This is a genomic window from Parafrankia irregularis, from assembly GCF_001536285.1.
Lineage (GTDB): Bacteria > Actinomycetota > Actinomycetes > Frankiales > Frankiaceae > Parafrankia > Parafrankia irregularis.
In genome coordinates this window covers 85674-105265 of record NZ_FAOZ01000019.1, presented here as the reverse complement: position 1 = coordinate 105265, position 19592 = coordinate 85674, and the positions used below count along the sequence as shown (strand labels likewise).

Genomic DNA, 19592 nt, shown 5'->3' with positions numbered 1-19592 from the left:
CACCTCCGCTACGTCAGGAGGTCAGGCCCGCCCGGTCCCGTTGTCGGCCCGCAGCGCCGCGACCAGCAGCTCGGCCAGGTGCACACCATGACGCCCGGTCAGCGAATCCAGCTGGGTCCGGCAGGAGAAGCCGTCCGCCAGAACCGTGGCCTCGGGTTTCGCGCGGACAGCCGGCAGCAGTTGCTGCTCGGCCACCTTCACCGAGATGTCGTGATGCCCGCGCTCGACCCCGAAGTTGCCCGCCAGGCCGCAGCAGCCGCCCAGCTGCTGGACGTCGGCCCCGGCGTCGGCCAGCAGCTGGGCGTCGGGCGACCAGCCCAGGACCGCGTGGTGGTGGCAGTGTGGCTGCGCGATCAGCGGTCCCATCGACGCGAGCGACGGTGGCCGGTAGTCCGGCGTCGACTCCAGCAGCTCGGCCAGGGTGCGCACGGCGTCCGCCACCTCCCGTGCCTCGGGCGTGGCCAGCAGCTCGACGGCGTCCGTCCGCAGCGCCGCGGTGCAGCTCGGCTCGACGCCGACGACCAGCCGGCCGGCGCGGACATGCGGCAGCAGCTCGGCGACGGTGCGCGCCATCTGCCGGCGCGCACCGGACAGCTGCCCGGTCGAGAACCAGGTGAGACCGCAGCAGACCTGCCGCTCCGGCAGCCGCACCGCCCAGCCGGCACGTTCCAGCACCTCGACGACGGCGTGCGCGGCCGGTGGGCTGAAGTGGTTGGAGAACGTGTCCACGAAGAGCACGACCTCGCCCCGCCGGCCGGCTTCGCCGGCATCCGTTCGGGCTGGCGGAGTCGGCGGGGTTCGCCGAACGGACGACCGGACAGACGACCGGAAGGTGCGTGTCGCCAGCCGCGGCAGCTCGCGGCGGCGATCGACGCCGGCCAGCCAGGCAACCAGCGGGCGCGCCCAGCCCCAGCCCGCCACCGTGTTCAGCACGCCTGCCGTGCCCGGCACCGCAGCCGCCAGCCGCAGCCAGCGCGGCAGCCAGCCGAGCAGGTAGTGCGCGCGGGGCCGCAGCCGGTGGCGGTACTTCTGGTAAAGCGCCTCCGCCTTGTAGGAGGCCATGTCGACACCGGTCGGGCAGTCTGAGGCGCAGCCCTTGCAGGACAGGCAGAGGTCGAGTGCCTCGTGCACCTCCGGCGCGGCCAGCCCCGCCGGCCCGAGGTTCCCGGCCACCGCGTCCTGCAGCACACGGGCGCGCCCCCGGGTGGAGTCCTTCTCCTCCCGGGTGGCGAGGTAGGACGGGCACATGACGTTGCCGGCTCCGGCGGGCCCGGCGATGCAGCGGCCCACCCCGGTGCAGCGGTGCACGGCCATGGACAGGTCGCCGCGGTCGTCGTGGTAGGCGAGCGCGAGCCCGTCACGGCGCGGCCTGGCGGCGGCGACGCGGATGTCGGCGTCGACCGGTGCCGGATCGACGATGACCCCGGGGTTGAGCAGGTTGTCCGGGTCGAACAGCGCCTTGACCCGGCCGAAAAGCTCGATCGCCGCCGGCGAGTACATGAGCGGCAGCAGCTCGCCGCGGGCCCGGCCGTCGCCGTGCTCGCCGGACATCGAACCGCCGTGCGCCGCGGCCAGCCGGGCCGCGTCGAAGAGGAACTCGCGGAACCGGGCCCGGCCGTCGGACCGGTCGAACGGGAAGTCGATGCGGATGTGCACGCAGCCGTCGCCGAAGTGGCCGTAGGGCACCCCGGTCAGCCCGTGGTCGGTGAGCAGCGCGCGGAACTCGCGCAGGTAGCCGCCGAGGCGCTCCGGCGGGACCGCGGCGTCCTCCCAACCGGCGTGCGCGGGCGTTCCGTCGGCGGTCCGGGCCACCAGGCCTGCCCCGTCCTCCCGGATACGCCAGAGCCGGGCCATCTGCGCGGCGTCGGTGATCACCCGATGCTCCAGCGCACCGGCCTCGGCTGCCAGCGCACGAGCCGTCTCCCCCAGCGCGCCGGGGTCGTCACCGGCCAGCTCGACGAACAGCCAGCCGTCACCACGCGGCAGCGGCGGGACGCTCGACGCCCCGCGGCCGCGGCGGACCACGTCGACGATGCTGACGTCCAGCCCCTCGCACGCCACCGGCCCGAACGGGAGGATCGCCGGCACGGCGTCGGCGGCAGTCGGCATGTCCGGGTAGCCCAGTGCCACCAGGATGCGGTGCGCCGGGTCGCGGACCAGCCGCAGCTGCGCCGCGAGCACGATCCCGAGCGTGCCCTCGCTGCCCACCAGGGCACGGGCGAGGTCGAAGTGCCGTTCCGGCAGCAGGTGCTCCAGCGAGTAGCCGGACACCTGCCGGCCGAACCGGCCCAGCTCGGTGCGCACCACGGCGAGCGACTCGCCGATCAGCTCGCGCAGCTCGCCGACGACCCGCGGCTCGCCCGACACACCGGATGAACTGGGCACACCCGGCAAGCCCGACGCACTCGGCGCACTCGGCGCACCTGACGCGCCCGGCACACCCAAGGTCGCGGTCATGCCCGGGGACGCGAGGCCGCCACAGGTGAACCGCTCCCCGGCACCGGTGAGGAGGTCGAGGCCCAGCACGTTGTCCGCGGTCCGGCCGTAGCCCAGCGCCCGCGAGCCGCAGGCGTTGTTGCCGATCATCCCGCCGATCGTGCACCGGTTGTGCGTCGACGGGTCCGGGCCGAACCGCCAACCGGCCGGGATCACCGCCCGCTGCAGCGCCGCCTGCACGATGCCCGGCTCGACGGTCGCGATGCCAGCCTCCGGGTCGACGTCGAGCAGCCGGTTCATATGCCGGTAGAAGTCGAGGATGATGCCGCTGCCCACGGCGTTGCCGGCCAGCGACGTGCCCGCCCCGCGGGAGGTCACCGGGATGGACAGCCTGCGGGCGACGTCGAGAACGGCCAGAACCTCGCCGGCGTCGCGCGGGTGGACGACGACCCGCGGCTCGACCCGGTAGAGGGACGCGTCGGACGAGTACAGCGACCTGGTCAGGGAGCTGTCGTCGAGATCGCTGACGCCGGCGCGGCGCAACGCGGCCCGCAGCTCCGGCCCACCGGCCCCGGTCGTTCCGGCCAGCCGATTCGGCCCGTCGGGCCGGCCACCGGTCGCCGCCTCAACGGTCACCGTGCGCATCAACGCATCCTCCTCCCACTCTCATGACCTCGGGTACCGGCCGATCAGGCAGGCATGCGGCCGGGCCGAGCAGCGTGTCGATGATTTCAGGACGCCAGTGCCCGGGCGACGCCGAAGCTGGCGGCGCGCAGCGCGGGTGCCAGCCGGGACGGGCGGAACCTCGCGACGGGAACCGAGACCGAGAGTGCCGCGACCGCCGCGCCGTCGACCAGCACCGGGACGGCGACGCAGCTCAGGCCCGGCATGGACTCCTGCTGCTCGTAGGCGATCCCGGCGATCTGCACCTGCTCGATCTCGATCCGCAGCCGGTCCGGGTCGCGCAGGGAGCTGGGGGTCAGCACCCGCAGCGGCCGGGAGAGCACCTCGGCCAGCAGTTCCTCGCCGCCGAACGCCAGCAGGGCCTTGCCGACTCCGGTGCAGGTCAGCGGCAGCGCACCGCCGACCTGTGAGGGCATCTCGCGGCGATCCCGGCCGTGGATCTTCTCCACGTAGACCGCGTCGAGGCCGTCCCGCGCCGCGAGGTGCACGGTCTCCCGGGTGGCTTCGAAGAGATCCTGCATGAAAGGGCGGGCGGCGTCCCGCAGATCCCGGCGCGGCGGGACGATCGCTCCGAGCTCGAAGAGCTTGGGGCCGAGCCGATAGCCCGCGGCGACCCGTTCGAGCAGACCGATCTCGACCAGCTCCGCGCTGAGCCGGTGCACGGTCGTCTTCGTCAGCCCCGAGCGCTCAACGAGTTCCGCCAGACGGAACGGTCCTCCGCTCGGGCGGAAGGCCTCCAGGATCCACATGGCCTTCTGCAGCATGCCACCGTCAGCGCTGTTCCGTGTCACGGAATCCAGTGTTGCTGGCGATCACGACGGGCGTCTATACCGGAGGCACCGCACCGACGCGTGAGGAGAACCAATGACCGGCTCGAACGGCACCATCGCCGCCGCGGCTGCCACCGCCGCCACCCGGGGCGACGCCGCCCCGAAGCGCGCCGACACCGCCGACACCGCCGACACCGCGGACGCGGCCGACAGCGCGGTGACGCGGGTCGCCGCGCTCCTCGCCGAGGCCGAGCGCAGCAGGCAGCCGTGTCCTCCGGTGCGCTCACTGCTGCCCGCCGGCGACATCGCCACCGCCTACGCCGTCGCGCAGCACAACGTCGACGCCGCGCTGGCCGCCGGCCGTCGCCTGGTCGGCCGCAAGATCGGCCTCACCTCGCCCGCGGTGCAGCGCCAGCTCGGCGTGAACCAGCCCGACTTCGGTGCGCTGCTGGCGGACACGGCGGTGCCCGACGGTGGCGAGGTGCCGGCCGGGCGGCTGCTGCAGCCGAAGATCGAGGCCGAGGTCGCCCTCGTCCTGGGCCGGGATCTGCCCGCCGGGCCGTACACCGTCGCCGACCTCATCGGTGCCTGCGACTACGCGCTGCCCGCACTGGAGATCGTCGACAGCAGGATCACCGACTGGGACATCACCATCGTCGACACCGTCGCGGACAACGCGTCCAGCGCGCTGTTCGTCCTGGGCGGCCGGCCGGTCCGGCTCACCGACGTCGACCTGCGCGAGGTCACGATGACGCTGCGCGCAGGGGACGAGGAGGTGTCCCGGGGCTGCGGGGCCGACTGCCTCGGCGGTCCGCTGAACGCCGCGGTCTGGCTCGCGAGCACCCTGCACACGATGGGCATCCCGCTGCGTGCCGGCGACATCGTGCTCACCGGCGCCCTCGGCCCGATGGTTCCCGTCACCCCCGGATCCGCCTTCGAGACCACGATCAGCGGCCTCGGCTCGGTCCGGGTCGCCTTCGCGACCTGACCGCGGCATCCGGAGCCTGATGCCCGGTGCCGGAGCCTGATGCCCGGTGCCGCGAGCCTGATGCCCGGTGCCCGCGCCATCTCACCGATCAACCCGGGTGCGGGCCGCGTCCGCGCTCCCGCGCCCCTTCCCACCGGAAGGACTGCCTTGGCCACCGCCACCAGCGGAACCGGAAAGACGAAGGTCGCCGTCATCGGCTCGGGGAACATCGGCACCGACCTGATGATCAAGATCCTCCGTACCTCCGAGGTTCTGGAGATCGCCGCGATGGTCGGCATCGACGCCGAATCCGACGGGCTGGCCCGCGCCCGCCGGCTCAAGGTCGCGACCACCCACGAGGGCATCGACGGGCTGCTGCGGATGCCGGAGTTCGACGACATCGAGATCGTCTTCGACGCCACGTCCGCCGGCGCGCACGCCCGCAACGACGAGCTGCTGCGTGCCCGCGGCCGCCGGGTCATCGATCTGACCCCGGCCGCGATCGGGCCGTACGTGGTGCCCCCGGTCAACCTGGACGCCCACCTGGACGCCCCCAACATCAACATGGTGACCTGCGGCGGGCAGGCGACGATCCCGATCGTCGCGGCTGTCAACGCCGTCACCCCGGTGGCCTACGCCGAGATCGTCGCGTCCATCGCGTCGAAGTCGGCCGGGCCGGGCACCCGGGCGAACATCGACGAGTTCACCGAGACCACGGCCAGCGCCATCGAGAAGGTCGGCGGTGCCGCCCGCGGCAAGGCCATCATCGTGCTGAACCCGGCCGAGCCGCCGCTGGTCATGCGCGACACCGTGTACTGCCTGATCGGCACCGGTGGCCAGGCCACCCAGGGCGCCGTCGTCGCCTCGGTGACCCGGATGGTCGACCGGGTGCGCGAGTACGTCCCGGGCTACCGGCTCAAGCAGCAGGTGCAGATCGAGAAGGTGTCGGCGGACGACCCGCTGCGCCAGCTCGCGCCGGACGGGTCCGAACCCGCCAAGGTCACGGTGTTCCTGGAGGTCACCGGTGCCGCGCACTATCTGCCCGCCTATGCCGGCAACCTCGACATCATGACGTCGGCCGCGCTGCGCGCCGGGGAGCGCCTGGCGCAGACCCTCACTCAGCGGGAAGGAGCGACCGCCCGATGACCACCCTTTCCGAGGGGACGTCCGCGGGGACGTCCACCGCCCCGGACACGTCGCCGGAACGCCCCGCCGAGCCGATCGTCCCCGAGTTGTACATTCAGGACGTCACCCTGCGCGACGGTATGCACGCCGTTCGCCATCGTTACAGCGTCCAGACCGCGCGGACGATCGCCGCCGCGCTGGACGCCTCCGGCGTCCGCGCGATCGAGGTGGCGCACGGCGACGGGCTCGCCGGATCGAGCATCAACTACGGCATCGGCGCGCACACCGACTGGGAGTGGATCGAGGCGGTCGCGGCCAGCGTCACCGACGCGATCCCGACCACCCTGCTGCTACCCGGGATCGGCACCGTGCGCGACCTGCGCCAGGCGCACGCGCTGGGCATCCGGTCGGTGCGGGTGGCCACCCACTGCACCGAGGCCGACATCTCCGCCCAGCACATCAGCGCCGCCCGTGACCTGGGCATGGACGTCGCCGGCTTCCTGATGATGAGCCACATGGCCGCCCCCGCCGAACTGGCGCGGCAGGCGAAGCTGATGGAGTCCTACGGGGCGCGCTGCGTCTACGTCACCGACTCCGGCGGCCGGCTCACCATGGACGACGTACGGGACCGCTTCCGCGCCTACGCCGACGTGCTCGACCCGGCGACCGAGACCGGCATCCACGCCCACCACAACCTGGGGCTGGGCGTGGCGAACACCGTCGTCGCGGTCGAGAACGGCGCCACCCGGGTGGACGCCTCGCTCGCCGGCCAGGGGGCCGGTGCCGGCAACTGCCCGCTGGAGGCGTTCATCGCGGTCGCCGACCTGATGGGCTGGAAGCACGGCTGCGAACTGTTCGGCCTGATGGACGCCGCGGACGACGTGGTCCGCCCGTTGCAGGATCGCCCGGTGCGGGTCGACCGGGAGACCCTCACCCTCGGCTACGCCGGGGTGTACTCCTCGTTCCTGCGCCACGCCGAGGCCGCCGCCACCCGCTACGGCCTGGACACCCGCACGATCCTCGCCGAGGTCGGCCGGCGCGGGATGGTCGGTGGCCAGGAGGACATGATCGTCGACGTGGCCCTCGACCTGGTGGCCCGCGCCGGCGCCTGACCAGGCCCCCGGCCGCGGCCAGGCCCCGGCGGCGGGAGTGGCACGATGGCGTCGATGACGACAACGACGCCAATGACCGCGGGTGCGGCCCCACCGGGCACCGGCCAGGCGCCCGCGAACCCCGTGCTCGCGGACCTCGTCGTGGACTGGTTCGGCGCCCACGCCCGGGACCTGCCTTGGCGCCACCCGGAGGCGGGTCCGTGGGGGGTGCTCGTCAGCGAGATCATGCTGCAGCAGACCCCTGTGCACCGGGTCCTGCCGGTCTGGGAGACCTGGCTGCGGCGGTGGCCCACCCCCGCCGGGCTCGCCGCCGAACCATCCGGCGAGGCGGTGCGGGAATGGGGGCGCCTCGGCTACCCGCGGCGCGCGCTGCGGCTGCATCAGGCGGCGGGTGCCATCGTCGAGCGGCACGGCGGTGCGGTTCCCGACCAGCTGGATGACCTGCTGGCCCTGCCCGGCGTCGGTACCTACACCGCCCGGGCCGTCGCCGCGTTCGCCTTCCGGCAGCGCCACGCGGTGATCGACGTCAACGTCCGGCGGTTCGTCGCCCGGGCGGTGGAGGGCACCGCCGCCGGCCCGACGGCGGTGTCCCGGCGGGACCTGGAACTGGTCGCCGACCTGCTGCCGGCGGATCCGGAGACCGCGGCCCGGGCCAGCGCGGCGTTCATGGAGCTGGGTGCGCTGGTCTGCGTCGCGCGGGCGCCCCGCTGCCCGGCGTGCCCCGTGCAGGAGCACTGCGGGTGGCTGGCCGCCGGCAGCCCGCCCTCCGACGCTCCGGCACGACGTCCGCAGGGGTACGCCGGCACGGATCGGCAGGTCCGCGGACGGCTGCTGGCAGTGCTCCGCGACGCCACCGGACCCGTCGAGCAGGAGCTGCTCGACCAGGTGTGGGACGAGCCCGTCCAGCGTGGCCGGGCCCTCGCCGGCCTGCTCGCCGACGGTCTCGTCGTGCGGTGCGCGCCAGGCGTCTACGCACTTCCGACCTGAGCCGGCGCCGCGGCGCTCCGAAATTCTCCGGCTCGGGAATTCTCCGGCTCCGGAGCTCTCAGCTGGGGTGAGCGCGGAAGCGGTAGCCGATGCCGCGGATGCTCTCGATCAACGGCGGCCGGGTCTCGCCGAGCACTCGGCCGACGGGCCGGCCGGCGGACGGCCCTGCCGGCGGCTCGGGGGCGCTCGGGTCTCCCAGCCTGCGGCGCAGTCTGCGGACATGCACGGCCAGCGTGTTGGGGTCGGTGTCGGGCGATCCCCAGACCTCGGTGAGCAGCATCTCCCGGGTGACCACCCGACCGGCGTGCCCGAGCAGCAGCCGCAGCAGCCGGAACTCCCGCGGCGGCATGTGCACGGTGCGGCCGTCGACGGTCACCTCGTGCGCGTCGACGTCCAGCACGACCGGGCCGGAGCGCAGCACCTCGGAACGCTCGATGGCGGACGGGACGGTTCCGGTTCCGGGCCCGGTCTGGGCCGGTACGGCCGCCCCGGCCCCAGTCCCAGCCCCGCCGACGGTGCCGGTGGCCATGGTCGGCGCCGCACCCAGGCCGGCCGGCCCGCCCACGGCGCCGACCATGGCGAGAACCTCGTGGATCCGGAAGGGCTTGCCCAGGCAGACCGTCGCCCCGGCCTCGAGGGCGGCCGCCGCCTGCTCACGCTCATCCGGGCCGACCGCGAACAGGATCGGCGTGGTGGTGCGGGCCTGCGCGGAGCGGACCGTCCGGACCACGGTCACACCATCGACAACCGGAAGGTTCGCGGTGAGAAGCACCGCGGACGGTGCGAGGCGCCCGATCTCCACCAGCGCCAGCGCCCCGTCCGCGACGACGGCGACCTCGATCCCCTGGTCCCGCAGCGCGGGCAGCAGTTCGTCGTCCGCCTCGTTGTCCGCTATGAGCAGCAGCGGACGGCGGCCGGGATCGGGCTCCGCCAGGATCGGCGCGCCGGCCCCCAGGGAGCCGGCCGCCGCCTGTGCTTCCGCGGATCCGGGAACCCCGGAGGGCCTCAGCCGAACCGCCCGGAGATGTAGTCCTCGGTCCGCTTCTCCTTCGGGTTGCTGAAGATCTGCGACGTGGTCGAGTACTCCACGAGCCGCCCCGGGTCCCCCGTCTTCTCCAGGGAGAAGAACGCGGTCGTCTCGCTCACCCGGGACGCCTGCTGCATGTTGTGGGTGACGATGACGATGGTGTAGCTGGACCGAAGCTTCTGGATGAGGTCCTCGATCGCCAGCGTGGAGATCGGGTCAAGCGCCGAGCAGGGCTCGTCCATCAGCAGCACCTGCGGTTCGACCGCGATGGCACGGGCGATGCACAGCCGCTGCTGCTGGCCGCCGGACAGGCCCGCGCCGGGCCGGTTGAGGCGGTCCTTGACCTCGTCCCACAGGTTCGCGCCCTTCAGCGACTCCTCGACCCGCTCGTCGAGCAGCGACTTCTTGCGCACGCCGTTGAGCTTCAGGCCCGCGATGACGTTCTCGTAGATCGACATCGTCGGGAACGGGTTGGGGCGCTGGAAAACCATGCCGACGTTGCGGCGCACGTTGACCGGGTCGACGCCGGGACCGTAGAGGTCCTCGCCGTCCAGGAGAACCTTGCCCTCCACCCGGGCCCCGGGAAGGACTTCGTGCATGCGGTTCAGCGTCCGCAGCACGGTCGACTTTCCGCACCCGGACGGCCCGATGAAGGCCGTGACGCTCTTCGGTTCGATCGTCAGGTTCACATCGGCTACGGCCTTGAACTTCCCGTAGTAGGCGGTCAGGCCCGAGATCTCGATACGGGTGGCCATTGCTACCTCGACTCAGCTGGTTGTGCGGTCGGTCGGTTCGTTGCGCTCGACGGGTTCTTCGACAGGGCTCCGGGTAGCGGGATCCCCGGGCGGGTGACGACGGCCATCAGGGGCTACTTGACCTTCGTCCGGCTCGCCACGAACCGAGCGATCAGGTTGAGCAGCATGATGATGATGATCAGGGTCAGTGCCGCGGCCCAGGCCCGGTCAATGGCGACCTGCTGGGGCTGCCCCGCCTGCGAATAGATATACAGCGGAAGGGCCGACTGCTCACCATCGAACGGGTTCATGTTGATCGAGTTGTCACCGAACACCGTGAGAAGCAACGGGGCCGTCTCACCGGCGACACGAGCGACTGCCAGCATGACGCCGGTGATGATTCCGGGCAGCGCGGTCGGAACCACGATCTTGAGAATCGTCCGCCAGCGGGCCACGCCGAGCGCGAAACTGGCCTCCCGCAGCTCGTCCGGCACGAGTTTCAGCATTTCCTCGGCCGAGCGCACGACCACCGGGACCATCAGGATCGTGAGGGCGAGCGAGCCGGCGAAACCGGTGAACGGCTGGCCGAGCGCCAGAATCCAGAAACCGAGCACGAACAGACCGGCGATGATCGACGGAAGACCCGTCAGCACGTCGACGAAGAAGCTGATCGCCCGGCTGACCCGACCCGTTCCGTACTCGACGAGGTAGACGGCGACGAGCAGGCCGAAGGGCACCGCCATGAGGCTGGCGAGCGCGACCTGCTCAAGCGTCCCGATGATCGCGTGGTAGATGCCGCCACCGGCGTCCCGCGCGCCGATGCCGCGCATCGAGTGCGTCAGGAAGTCCATGTCGAGGCGCTTGGCACCGCGCTCGATGACGGCGACCAGCACCGCGACCAGCGGGATGAGGGCGAGCAGGAAGGACCCGTAGACCAGCGTCGTGACCAGGCGGTCCCGCGCACGCCGGCCGCCCTCCACCAGGACGGAGGCGACGGTCTGGCCGATCGAGAACAGCAGCAGCACGATCAGCACGAACTGGATCCGGCTGTGGATGGATGTCACCAGGTAGAGCAGCGCCGTGAGGGCCACCGCGCCCACCGCGATGGCACCCAGGACGGGAGTCCGCAGCGTCTGCCCACGCAGGTTCAGCGACTGGTGCTCGGCCGAGGCGGCCGGCATGGTCGTGGCCGTCATGCCGCTCGGCCCGAGAACTCGCGACGCCGCGCGATGACGGCCCTAGCAATCATGTTGACCACCATTGTGACGACGAACAGCACAAGGCCGGACGCGATGAGCGCGCCGCGGCCGATGTCGTTGGCCTCGCCGAAACCGTTCGCGACGTTCGCCGCGATCGTGTTGCCCGCCGGCTTCAGGATGTTCCAGGAGATGTTGAAGGTGGAGGGAAGAACCAGGGCGACCGCGATCGTCTCACCCATCGCGCGACCCAGGCCAAGCATTGAGGCGCTGATGACACCCGGCTTGCCATAGGGGATGACCGCAGTCCGGATCATCTCCCAGCGGGTCGCGCCGAGTGCGAGCGCGGCCTCCCGGTGGGTGATGGGAACCTGCAGGAAGACCTCACGGGAAAGCGCCGCGATGATGGGCAGCACCATGATCGCGAGAACAACGCTCGCCAGGAAGACCGACCGGCCGACCGAGCCGTCGCCGACATCGAACAGCGGGATCCAGCCGAAGTAGTCGTTCAGCCACATCTGCGTCCCGTTGAAGTGCGGGGCGAGCACGAGCAGGCCCCAGAGGCCGTAGATGACGCTGGGCACCGCCGCGAGCAGATCCACGACGTAGCCGAGTGTGGTGGCCATCCTGCGGGGCGCGTAGATGGTGATGAACAGAGCGATGCCGACCGCCACCGGAATCGCGATGGCGAGCGCGATGACCGCGGAGAGCAACGTGCCGAACAGAAGCGCCGCCACACCGAACACGGGCGGCGTGTCGTTCGCCGACCATTCCTCGGTGGTGAAGAAGTTGCCCTCGTTGGCGCTCAGCGCGTCCCAGGCCTTCAGCACCAGGAACAGCGCGATCAGCCCGATGAGGACCAGCAGGCCGATGCCCGCCGTCCTGGTCAGGTTCTTGAAAAGGGTGTCGGCAAGGCCGATCTTCGGCCTGGCGCCCGGCTCCGGCGAGATCTCGCGGGGGGTGAGGTCCCCCTTTGTCTCGCTGACCGCCGCGCTCACGCTGGCTGCCGTTCTGTCGCTGGCCGTCGTGCTGTCGCTGGCCGCGGCGGTCTCGCTGACCGCCTCGCTCTCGCTGGGCGTCTCGCCGGGTGTCACGTCGGTGGACACCTCGTCGGGCTTCTCAGCGGTCGGCTGCGCGGGAACGCTCGACTCCGTCGCGGCCGGGGTGGTCTGAGAACCGGTCCCCCGCGTCCCGGCGTCTGCCGGGCTGTCCGGCTCCGTCGTCATCCCTACCTACCTCGACTCTTCCTCCCTCAGGGGTCGACGCACGAATCACGGCCCGGAAACGGTGATCGACAACCGATGACCAGCGACCGTGGACCCACGACGGCCCGGAGAACCACGGCTTCCGCGGCCGGGGCGTCAGGGCCCCGGCCGCGGAAGTGATGTGCTGTTAGAGCGTCACGCCGGGATGTTGATCAGGCGATCTTCTCGATGACGGCGCGCACCTTCGTCGCGATGCTGTCCGGCAGCGGCGCGTAGCCGAGGTCGGCGATGGCGGCCTGACCGTCCTCGGAGGCGGTGTAGGTCAGGAAGCTCTTCAGCAGCGGCGCGGCGGCGGCGTCGTTGCCAGTGGTGCACACGATCTCGTAGCTGGCGAGGTAGATCGGGTAGGCACCCTTCGTGGCGGTGGCGTAGTCGAAGGTGAGCTTGAGGTCGTCACCGTCGGCAACCTTGGCGGTGCTGATGCCCAGCGAGGCACCGTCAGTGCTCACCGCGACGAACTCGTCGGCAGCGTTACCGATCTTGGCGGTGGACAGACCCGCGTTCTCCGCGTAGGAGAGCTCCACGTAGCCGACCGCGTTGGCGGTGGACTTGACCGTCGAGGTCACGCCGTCGCTGCCCTTGGCACCCTGGCCGCCGGGGGCCTTCCAGTCGGAGCCGCCCTCGAAGGTCCAGTCGGCGGACGCGGCGCCCTTCAGGAACTTCGTGAAGTTGTCCGTGGTGCCCGAGCTGTCGGAACGGTGCACCGACTGGATCGGGGCGTCCGGCAGGCTCGCGCCGCTGTTGTCGGCGGCGATCGCCGGGTCGTTCCACTTGGTGATCGCGCCGGAGAAGATCTTGGCGACCGTGGCCGGCTTCAGCTGCAGGTCCTTGACACCGTCAAGGTTGTAGATGACGGCGATGGGGCCGACGACCATCGGGATGTCAACCGCGGCACCGCCGGTGCAGCGCGCGTCCGCCTTGGTCTTCTGGTCGTCCTTCAGCGCGGAGTCCGAGCCGGCGAAGGCAACCTGCTTGTCGATGAACTGCTGGCGCCCCGTCCCCGAGCTGGAGGACTGGTAGTTGATGGTGGCGCCGCTGCACTCGTCCTGGTACGCCTTGACCCACTCGTCCATCGCGTTCTTCTGCGCGGACGAGCCGCCGCCCGTGATCGACCCGGTGGCGCAGTCGATCGGGCTGGTGGTGGCCCCCGAGGACGGAGCAGCGCCCGTCGTATCCGGCTCGCTGTTGTCGTCCGAGCCACACGCGGCGAGTGAGAGCAGTGCCGCGGCGGCAAGGCCCGCGACTACCTGACGCTTGCCTAGGTTCACGAGCAATCCTTCGTCTTCGCGCCTCGCGGCGCCGATCTGGTCCCGCCCCCCGTTCGGGGTGCCGGCGAGAATCGAAGCGAGGCCGGATGAACGAACGGTGAACGTCGGCGAACATGAACCGCACTCCAACCAGAACACATTCGGTGTACCGAACTGCCCGTCCCGCCGGGTGTGCCACCACCCACACCGCAGGCACCAAAGGTAGTTGGGCGACGACTCGGCGCCACGATCGTCGGCCCCTCAGTGTTTTGGCGACCCGTCCGGCCGGACTTCCCAACACTCACATCGCGCACCAGCAACACCGTGCAACAGCGCCAACCCGACACCGGAACTCGCCGCCGGCACACACTGGATGCCCTTTCCTGTGATGTAAATCACTTTCGACGCGCCCCGTCGACGAGCGCAGGTCATCCAGGCGCTCACCGAATTCACTACGGGGGACGCCGAGCTCGTGGGCCGCGGCCACCTCCCGTTCACGAGACCACGGCCAGACACGATCTGCTGCACACTGCCCACAACCCGTAGCGAACGGATCAATCGGACGTCTGATCACGCAGGTGAACGGGACTTTCGTCCTGCGTCACCGGACGTCCAGCTCTGACCACAGATAGGCCCTTGCCTTCCCCGCCGAGCGATCGTTTGCTACAAAGCAAGAGATCGGTAGCTGACAGCATTGGGTCGCGCCCGAAGAGTCATCGGGTCGCATCCACTGAGTCGGGGAGGTGTTTTCAGGTACGCCCGGAAACACGCCAAGTGGTCAACGACCCAGCGCGACCCGACGCTGCACGGCGCAGCACAGCAGCGCAGCACGGCCGCGACACAGGGCATCCCCCGCAGAACCCCCAGCCCCGCTGGTGAGCCCCACGCGTGCCACTCCGCCGAAATCGGTGACCGCCAGCCACAGGAAGGCAGCCCGCACGATGAACACCGTCGACACCGGCGAGCTCATGCCGGAACCCAGACCCGTATCCGGTGGCCCGCCGCCGTCGCTGGCGGAGGTCGTCACGGTGCGGTCCGGATTAAACGTCGAGCACGAACTGATCCTCGCCCCCGGCGCGACGGCGGCCGACCTGACCAGCGCGATGATCCTGGTCCCGCCGAACGCGTCACTCGTCAGCCACCACGGCGACGTGGATCTCTCGCTCGTCTTCCGGGAGCCGCGGCACCCGGGGCACGGGGAGACCGCCGCCGCACGCTGACCGTCGATCCACTCACCTCTCGGCCCGCCGAGCCCTTGCTCCACTGAGTCCGCTGCTCCACTGAGTCCGCTGATCCGCTGATCCGTCCGGACCGGCCCGTCCACGGGGGGCGGGCCGCGTCCGTCGTTCCGCCGGGATGACGCAATATCGTGGACGACGTGGCTGTTATCACCCCCCGCTCCAACGACTTCCCACGCTGGTACCAGGACGTGATCGAGAAGGCCGAGCTCGCCGACAACGGTCCGGTCCGCGGCAGCATGGTCATCCGGCCGTACGGCTACGCGCTGTGGGAACGGATGCAGGCCGACATCGACGCCCGGATCAAGGCCGCGGGCGCGGTGAACGCCTACTTCCCCCTGTTCATCCCGGAGAGCTACCTGCGCCGGGAGGCCGAGCACGTCGAGGGGTTCAGCCCGGAGCTTGCCGTCGTCACCCACGGCGGAGGCAAGGAACTGGCAGAGCCGGTCGTCGTCCGCCCGACGAGCGAGACGGTCATCGGCGAGTACATGGCCAAGTGGACGCAGAGCTACCGCGATCTCCCGCTGCTGCTGAACCAGTGGGCGAACGTCGTCCGGTGGGAGCTGCGCCCGCGGCTGTTCCTGCGCACCAGCGAGTTCCTCTGGCAGGAGGGCCACACCGCACACGCGGATGAGGCCGACGCGGCCGCCTACGCCCGCCGGATCGCCCTCGAGGTGTACCGGGACTTCATGGTCTCGATGCTCGCGCTGCCGGTGTTCGTCGGCGCCAAGACCCGCAAGGAGCGCTTCGCGGGCGCCACGAACACGATGACCTGCGAAGGGATGATGGGCGACGGCAAGGCGCTGCAGATGGCCACGAGCCACGAGCTCGGCCAGAACTTCGCCCGTGCCTTCGACATCGACTTCCTCGGCGCCGACGGCGGCCGCCACCTGGCCTGGACGACGTCCTGGGGCAGCTCGACCCGGATGATCGGTGGGCTGATCATGGCTCACGGCGACGACAACGGGCTGCGGATCCCGCCCGCGCTGGCGCCGACCCAGGTGATCGTGCTGCCGGTTCGTGACGACGAGGCCGTGGTCGCGAAGGCCCGCGAGATCACCGACGCGCTCACCGCGGCCGGCGTGCGGGTCAGCCTGGATGCCCGGCCGGGGCTGTCGTTCGGCCGCCGGGTCACCGACGCCGAGCTCAAGGGCATCCCCGTCCGGGTCGAGATCGGCCCGCGCGACCTCGCCGCCGGCAACGTGACGCTGGCCCGCCGCGACACCGGGGAGAAGCACCCCGCGCCGCTCACCGAGGTCGCCACCCGGGTGCCGGCACTGCTTGACGACGTGCAGGCAACCATCTACGCGCAGGCGCTGGAGCTTCGGGAGGCCCGCACCGCGGACGTCACCTCGCTCGCCGACGCGGTCGAGGCGGCCGGGACCGGCTTCGCGCGGCTGCCCTGGCGGCTGGTCGGTGAGGACGGTGAGGCACGTCTTGCCGAGGAGTCCGTGACCGTCCGGTGTCTGCAGACCCCCGACGGCGAGCTGCCGTCCGCGGACACGGACGACGCCGATCTCGTCTGCATCGTCGCCCGCGCCTACTGACCGGCGCCGGCGACCGCGCCGGCCGGGACCTCACGTGGCGGTCCCGGCCGGACCCCGTCCGCCACCGCTCAAAGCCGCCGCTCGAAGCGTCGAGGGGTTTGGTCGTTCCGGCGACCAAACTCCTCGAGCCCTGCGCAGATGCAACTTCGGCCGCGGCAGCCGCGGCGATGTACGCCGGTCATGACAATCAGCGCGATATCTTCCGTGCGACCTGATCGCTTGCGGCACGCCCCCACATGCGATACGGGAATATTTTCCCGAAAAGTTGACGCACGGCTCAGCCGCCCAGGTGTCGCCGGCGTATTCCACCGGCTCCACCTAACACCGGGACCTGCCAGCGAAATTCCCGCGGACGTGAGGGCGATTTCCCCGGCGGCGGTCCCCCTGCGCCGCCGCGGTCACCGCCGGGCCAACGGGCCTGGCGGTGACCGCCGGGACACCGGACCTGGCGGAACGCTCATGGAGCGCAGGCTGTGGAGAGCAGCTCGCCGCTCTCGGGGCGCTCTCCGGGCGGGATCTGACGACGCCCCGCAGTAGATCCGCCGACTGATCAATTCCGGCCCGGCAGCCCGTCCCGGCCCCGCCGAGCCAATCAGTTGACTCCGAATTCGGCGCAAGTAGGATTAAGACACGAATGCGACGAGAGCGGTCAGGGCGCAAACGGGTCAGGCGCGGCTTTCCCGTGCCGTGATCCCGATCAGTCCACCTCTGGGCCCGCGTTCGCGAAAAGAGGTCGGGGTGCGGATCTTCAGACGCGATGTGGCGAACGCCTCGGGTGTTCGCCGAGGTCGCCGCGCGCACCTCGCGGAACATCACGAACCTCACCCTGGCTCCGGGCGAGCCAGTAGTGATCACTGACATCAACGAGGAGCGCGGCTGTGAAGCGGTTACTGATCGACGGGCAGCTGGTCGAGACCGAGCGGACGGTCGACTCGATCAACCCGGCCACCGGTGCGGTCGTCGGCACGGCCGCGGACGCGACACCTGAGCAGGTCACGGCGGCGGTCAAGGCCGCCCGGCGCGCGTTCGACGAGACGGACTGGTCGACCAACGTCGAGTTCCGCGTCCGTTGTCTGAACCAGCTCCACGAGGCCCTCGTCAAGCACATGGAAGAGTTCCGTGAGCTGACGATCGCCGAGGTGGGCCACCCGCGGCAGATCACCGACGGCCCGGCGCTGGGCTCGCCGATCGGCCTGGTCAAGTACTACGCGGATCTCCTCGGGGAGTACTCCTTCACCCAGGACCTGGGCGTCGCCGAGGCGTTCGGCCGGCCGAACAAGCGCTGGATCGAGCGGGAGCCGGCCGGCGTCGTCTCCGCGATCGTCGCCTACAACTACCCCACCCAGCTCGCCCTCGCGAAGCTGGCCCCGGCGCTGGCCGCGGGCTGCACGGTGATCCTCAAGGGCGCGCCGGACACTCCCCTGCTCGCGCTCGCGCTCGGTGAGCTGATCCTCAACGAGACCGACATCCCGGCCGGCGTCGTGAACGTCATCACCGCCGTGGACGTCGAGGCCTCCGAGGTGCTGACCACGCACCCGGACGTCGACATGATCACCTTCACCGGCTCGACCGCGGTCGGCCGGCGGATCATGGAGGTCGCGAGCCGCACGCTGAAGAAGACCTTCCTGGAGCTGGGTGGCAAGTCCGCGCTGGTCGTCCTGGACGACGCGGACCTCGACCTGGCCGCGATGATGGCCGCCTTCACGATCTGCTCCCACGCCGGCCAGGGCTGCGCGATCACCTCTCGCCTCGTCGTCCCGCGCGAGCTGCACGACGCCGTCGTCGAGAAGGTCACCGGCATGCTGGCCGCCGTGAAGGTCGGCGACCCGTCCGACCCGGAGACCTACATGGGTCCGCTGATCAGCGAGAAGCAGCGCGACAAGGTGGACGCGATCGTCCAGCGCGCGATCGCGGACGGCGCCACGCTGGTCGCCGGCGGCAAGAAGGTCGACCCGGGCTTCTTCTACGAGCCCACCCTGCTCGCGAACGTCGACCAGGACAGCGAGATCGCGCAGGAGGAGATCTTCGGCCCGGTTCTCGTCGTGATCCCTCACGACGGCGACGACGACGCGGTGAAGATCGCCAACAACTCGATCTTCGGTCTCTCGGGTGCGGTGATCAGTGCGAGCGACGACCGGGCGCTGGCCGTCGCGCGCAGGATCCGCACCGGCACGCTGAGCGTGAACGGCGGCATGTACTTCGCCCCGGACGCGCCGTTCGGCGGCTACAAGCAGTCCGGCATCGGCCGTGAGAGCGGCATCGCCGGGCTCGAGGAGTTCCTGGAGATCAAGACGATCGCCCTCCCCGCCTGAGGTCGGTGCCTGATGGCGGCTGGCGGTGCTCCGCGGAGCACCGCCAGCCGCCACAGCCTTTTCAGCCGCCACAGCACTTCCCGCGATGGCCGGGAGGGCGCTGTCAGGCCGGTGATGTTCCGGACTGGGTCTGGCTGCGGCCGCGTTCGGTGACAGCCGCGCGGCGGGCGGCGACATTGCTGGTGTCCGGGCGCCAGGTCTCCGCCAGCAGCCCCTCCGCCCGGTGCGCGTCGTCGAGCGTCGCCGCGTTCGCCACCTGCCGGTAGTGCGCCACCAGCCGGCGCACACCCCGAGCGTCGTTGCTGACGATGTCGCCGGCGAGCCGCTGCGCGAACGGCAGCAGCTCCTCGTGCGGCACGACATGGTTCACCAGGCCGAGGCGCAGCGCCTCCGGTGCCGCCACGTAGTTGCCGGTCAGCGACATCTCGATGGCTCGCCGAAGCCCGATCGACTGCGCGAGCAGAACGGTGATGCCGCCCCCGGGCATGATGCCGACGCGCGCGTGGGTGTCGGCGAACCGGGCCCGCTCGGAGGCGACCAGGAACGTGCACTGCAGGGCCAGCTCCAGGCCGCCGGTCGCGGCGACCCCGTTGATCGCCCCGATGATCGGCTTGTCGATGACGGGCAGGAACCGGTAGAGCCCGTTGTCGTAGCGCCCCTGCCCCTGGCCGGCTTCCCTGGGCGGCGTGGTGGACGGAGCCTCGCCCGACAGCTCCTTGAGGTCGACCCCCGCCGAGAAGGCCGGGTCCGCTCCGGTGAGGACCACCGCGTCCACATCAGGATCCGCCCCGGCCGCGAGGACGGCGTCCCACAGCAGGTGTAACAGCTCCCGGCTCAGCGCGTTGCGCGCCGCCGGCCGGTTGAGCGTCACCGTCGTGACCCGGTTCTGGGTCTCGACCAACACGACGGGCTCGTTTGCAGCTGGCATCTGAACTCTCCCCGATC

General features: G+C 71.1%; 15 protein-coding genes. 7 read left to right on the top strand and 8 right to left on the bottom strand.

Annotated elements, in window-relative coordinates; genetic code table 11:
- Window positions 1–21: 21 nt before the first annotated feature.
- Together AWX74_RS24740 and AWX74_RS24735 are read right to left on the bottom strand one after the other, a co-directional pair.
- Entirely contained in the window at window positions 22–3081 is a 3060-nt protein-coding gene (locus tag AWX74_RS24740; RefSeq protein ID WP_091281558.1) for an FAD-binding and (Fe-S)-binding domain-containing protein, read from the bottom strand.
- Window positions 3082–3167: 86 nt separating this feature from the next.
- Window positions 3168–3911, bottom strand: a complete 744-nt coding sequence (locus AWX74_RS24735) for an IclR family transcriptional regulator (RefSeq protein ID WP_235498201.1) — start codon at window positions 3909–3911, stop codon at window positions 3168–3170.
- 73 nt (window positions 3912–3984) lie between these two features.
- Here AWX74_RS24735 and AWX74_RS24730 point away from each other — a divergent pair, with 73 nt between their 5' ends.
- From AWX74_RS24730 to AWX74_RS24715, 4 genes are all read left to right on the top strand, one after another.
- On the top strand, window positions 3985–4878 hold the full coding sequence (locus AWX74_RS24730; RefSeq protein ID WP_226931182.1) for a 2-keto-4-pentenoate hydratase: 894 nt from the start codon (window positions 3985–3987) through the stop codon (window positions 4876–4878).
- A 147-nt stretch (window positions 4879–5025) separates the two neighbouring features.
- A complete protein-coding gene (locus tag AWX74_RS24725; protein ID WP_091281684.1) occupies window positions 5026–6003 on the top strand; it encodes an acetaldehyde dehydrogenase (acetylating) in 978 nt (325 codons plus the stop codon).
- Window positions 6000–7094 carry a 4-hydroxy-2-oxovalerate aldolase gene (dmpG, locus tag AWX74_RS24720; protein ID WP_091281556.1) on the top strand — a complete coding sequence of 365 codons (1095 nt, stop codon included), beginning with the start codon at window positions 6000–6002 and terminating at the stop codon, window positions 7092–7094. The genes AWX74_RS24725 and dmpG overlap by 4 nt, the downstream gene beginning before the upstream one ends.
- 45 nt (window positions 7095–7139) lie before the next feature.
- On the top strand, window positions 7140–8081 hold the full coding sequence (locus AWX74_RS24715) for an HhH-GPD family protein (protein ID WP_091281554.1): 942 nt from the start codon (window positions 7140–7142) through the stop codon (window positions 8079–8081).
- Between the two features lie 58 nt (window positions 8082–8139).
- On the opposite strand, the gene AWX74_RS24710 is transcribed toward AWX74_RS24715, so the two are convergent.
- From AWX74_RS24710 to pstS, 5 genes are all read right to left on the bottom strand, one after another.
- Window positions 8140–9036, bottom strand: coding sequence for a response regulator transcription factor (locus AWX74_RS24710; RefSeq protein WP_165615776.1), 897 nt, complete (start codon window positions 9034–9036; stop codon window positions 8140–8142).
- A 50-nt stretch (window positions 9037–9086) separates the two neighbouring features.
- Window positions 9087–9863 (bottom strand): phosphate ABC transporter ATP-binding protein PstB, encoded by a 777-nt coding sequence (gene pstB, locus AWX74_RS24705; protein WP_006540217.1) that lies wholly within the window; start codon window positions 9861–9863, stop codon window positions 9087–9089.
- A gap of 113 nt (window positions 9864–9976) precedes the next feature.
- Complete coding sequence (pstA, locus tag AWX74_RS24700) at window positions 9977–11038, bottom strand: phosphate ABC transporter permease PstA (RefSeq protein ID WP_091281550.1); 1062 nt, start codon at window positions 11036–11038, stop codon at window positions 9977–9979.
- Window positions 11035–12264: a phosphate ABC transporter permease subunit PstC gene (pstC, locus tag AWX74_RS24695; RefSeq protein ID WP_165615771.1), complete on the bottom strand. Its 1230-nt coding sequence runs from the start codon at window positions 12262–12264 to the stop codon at window positions 11035–11037. Before pstC ends, pstA begins: the two co-directional genes overlap by 4 nt.
- 191 nt (window positions 12265–12455) lie before the next feature.
- Window positions 12456–13571, bottom strand: a complete 1116-nt coding sequence (pstS, locus tag AWX74_RS24690) for a phosphate ABC transporter substrate-binding protein PstS (RefSeq protein ID WP_091281546.1) — start codon at window positions 13569–13571, stop codon at window positions 12456–12458.
- A gap of 920 nt (window positions 13572–14491) precedes the next feature.
- On the opposite strand from pstS, the gene AWX74_RS24685 reads away from it, so the two are divergent.
- The 3 genes from AWX74_RS24685 to AWX74_RS24675 all read left to right on the top strand — a co-directional run bounded on the left by AWX74_RS24685 (window position 14492) and on the right by AWX74_RS24675 (window position 18647).
- Window positions 14492–14770, top strand: coding sequence for a hypothetical protein (locus AWX74_RS24685; protein ID WP_091281543.1), 279 nt, complete (start codon window positions 14492–14494; stop codon window positions 14768–14770).
- A 158-nt stretch (window positions 14771–14928) separates the two neighbouring features.
- Window positions 14929–16335, top strand: coding sequence for a proline--tRNA ligase (proS, locus tag AWX74_RS24680; protein WP_165615775.1), 1407 nt, complete (start codon window positions 14929–14931; stop codon window positions 16333–16335).
- Between the two features lie 878 nt (window positions 16336–17213).
- The gene (locus AWX74_RS24675; protein ID WP_091281537.1) at window positions 17214–18647 is read left to right on the top strand and encodes an aldehyde dehydrogenase family protein; all 1434 of its coding nucleotides are present in this window, start codon (window positions 17214–17216) and stop codon (window positions 18645–18647) included.
- A 103-nt stretch (window positions 18648–18750) separates the two neighbouring features.
- Here the strand turns inward: AWX74_RS24675 and AWX74_RS24670 are convergent, their stop codons facing one another.
- Complete coding sequence (locus tag AWX74_RS24670; RefSeq protein ID WP_091281534.1) at window positions 18751–19575, bottom strand: enoyl-CoA hydratase; 825 nt, start codon at window positions 19573–19575, stop codon at window positions 18751–18753.
- Window positions 19576–19592 lie beyond the last annotated feature (17 nt).

What these genes read in the sequence shown, in the direction of transcription:
- pstA (WP_091281550.1), bottom strand. Translation starts at nt 11,038, where the DNA reads ATGACGGCCACGACCATGCCGGCCGCCTCGGCCGAGCACCAGTCGCTG.
- AWX74_RS24740 (WP_091281558.1), bottom strand. Translation starts at nt 3,081, where the DNA reads ATGCGCACGGTGACCGTTGAGGCGGCGACCGGTGGCCGGCCCGACGGG.
- AWX74_RS24730 (WP_226931182.1), top strand. Translation starts at nt 3,985, where the DNA reads ATGACCGGCTCGAACGGCACCATCGCCGCCGCGGCTGCCACCGCCGCC.
- pstB (WP_006540217.1), bottom strand. Translation starts at nt 9,863, where the DNA reads ATGGCCACCCGTATCGAGATCTCGGGCCTGACCGCCTACTACGGGAAG.
- AWX74_RS24670 (WP_091281534.1), bottom strand. Translation starts at nt 19,575, where the DNA reads ATGCCAGCTGCAAACGAGCCCGTCGTGTTGGTCGAGACCCAGAACCGG.
- AWX74_RS24715 (WP_091281554.1), top strand. Translation starts at nt 7,140, where the DNA reads ATGGCGTCGATGACGACAACGACGCCAATGACCGCGGGTGCGGCCCCA.
- dmpG (WP_091281556.1), top strand. Translation starts at nt 6,000, where the DNA reads ATGACCACCCTTTCCGAGGGGACGTCCGCGGGGACGTCCACCGCCCCG.
- pstC (WP_165615771.1), bottom strand. Translation starts at nt 12,264, where the DNA reads ATGACGACGGAGCCGGACAGCCCGGCAGACGCCGGGACGCGGGGGACC.
- AWX74_RS24685 (WP_091281543.1), top strand. Translation starts at nt 14,492, where the DNA reads ATGAACACCGTCGACACCGGCGAGCTCATGCCGGAACCCAGACCCGTA.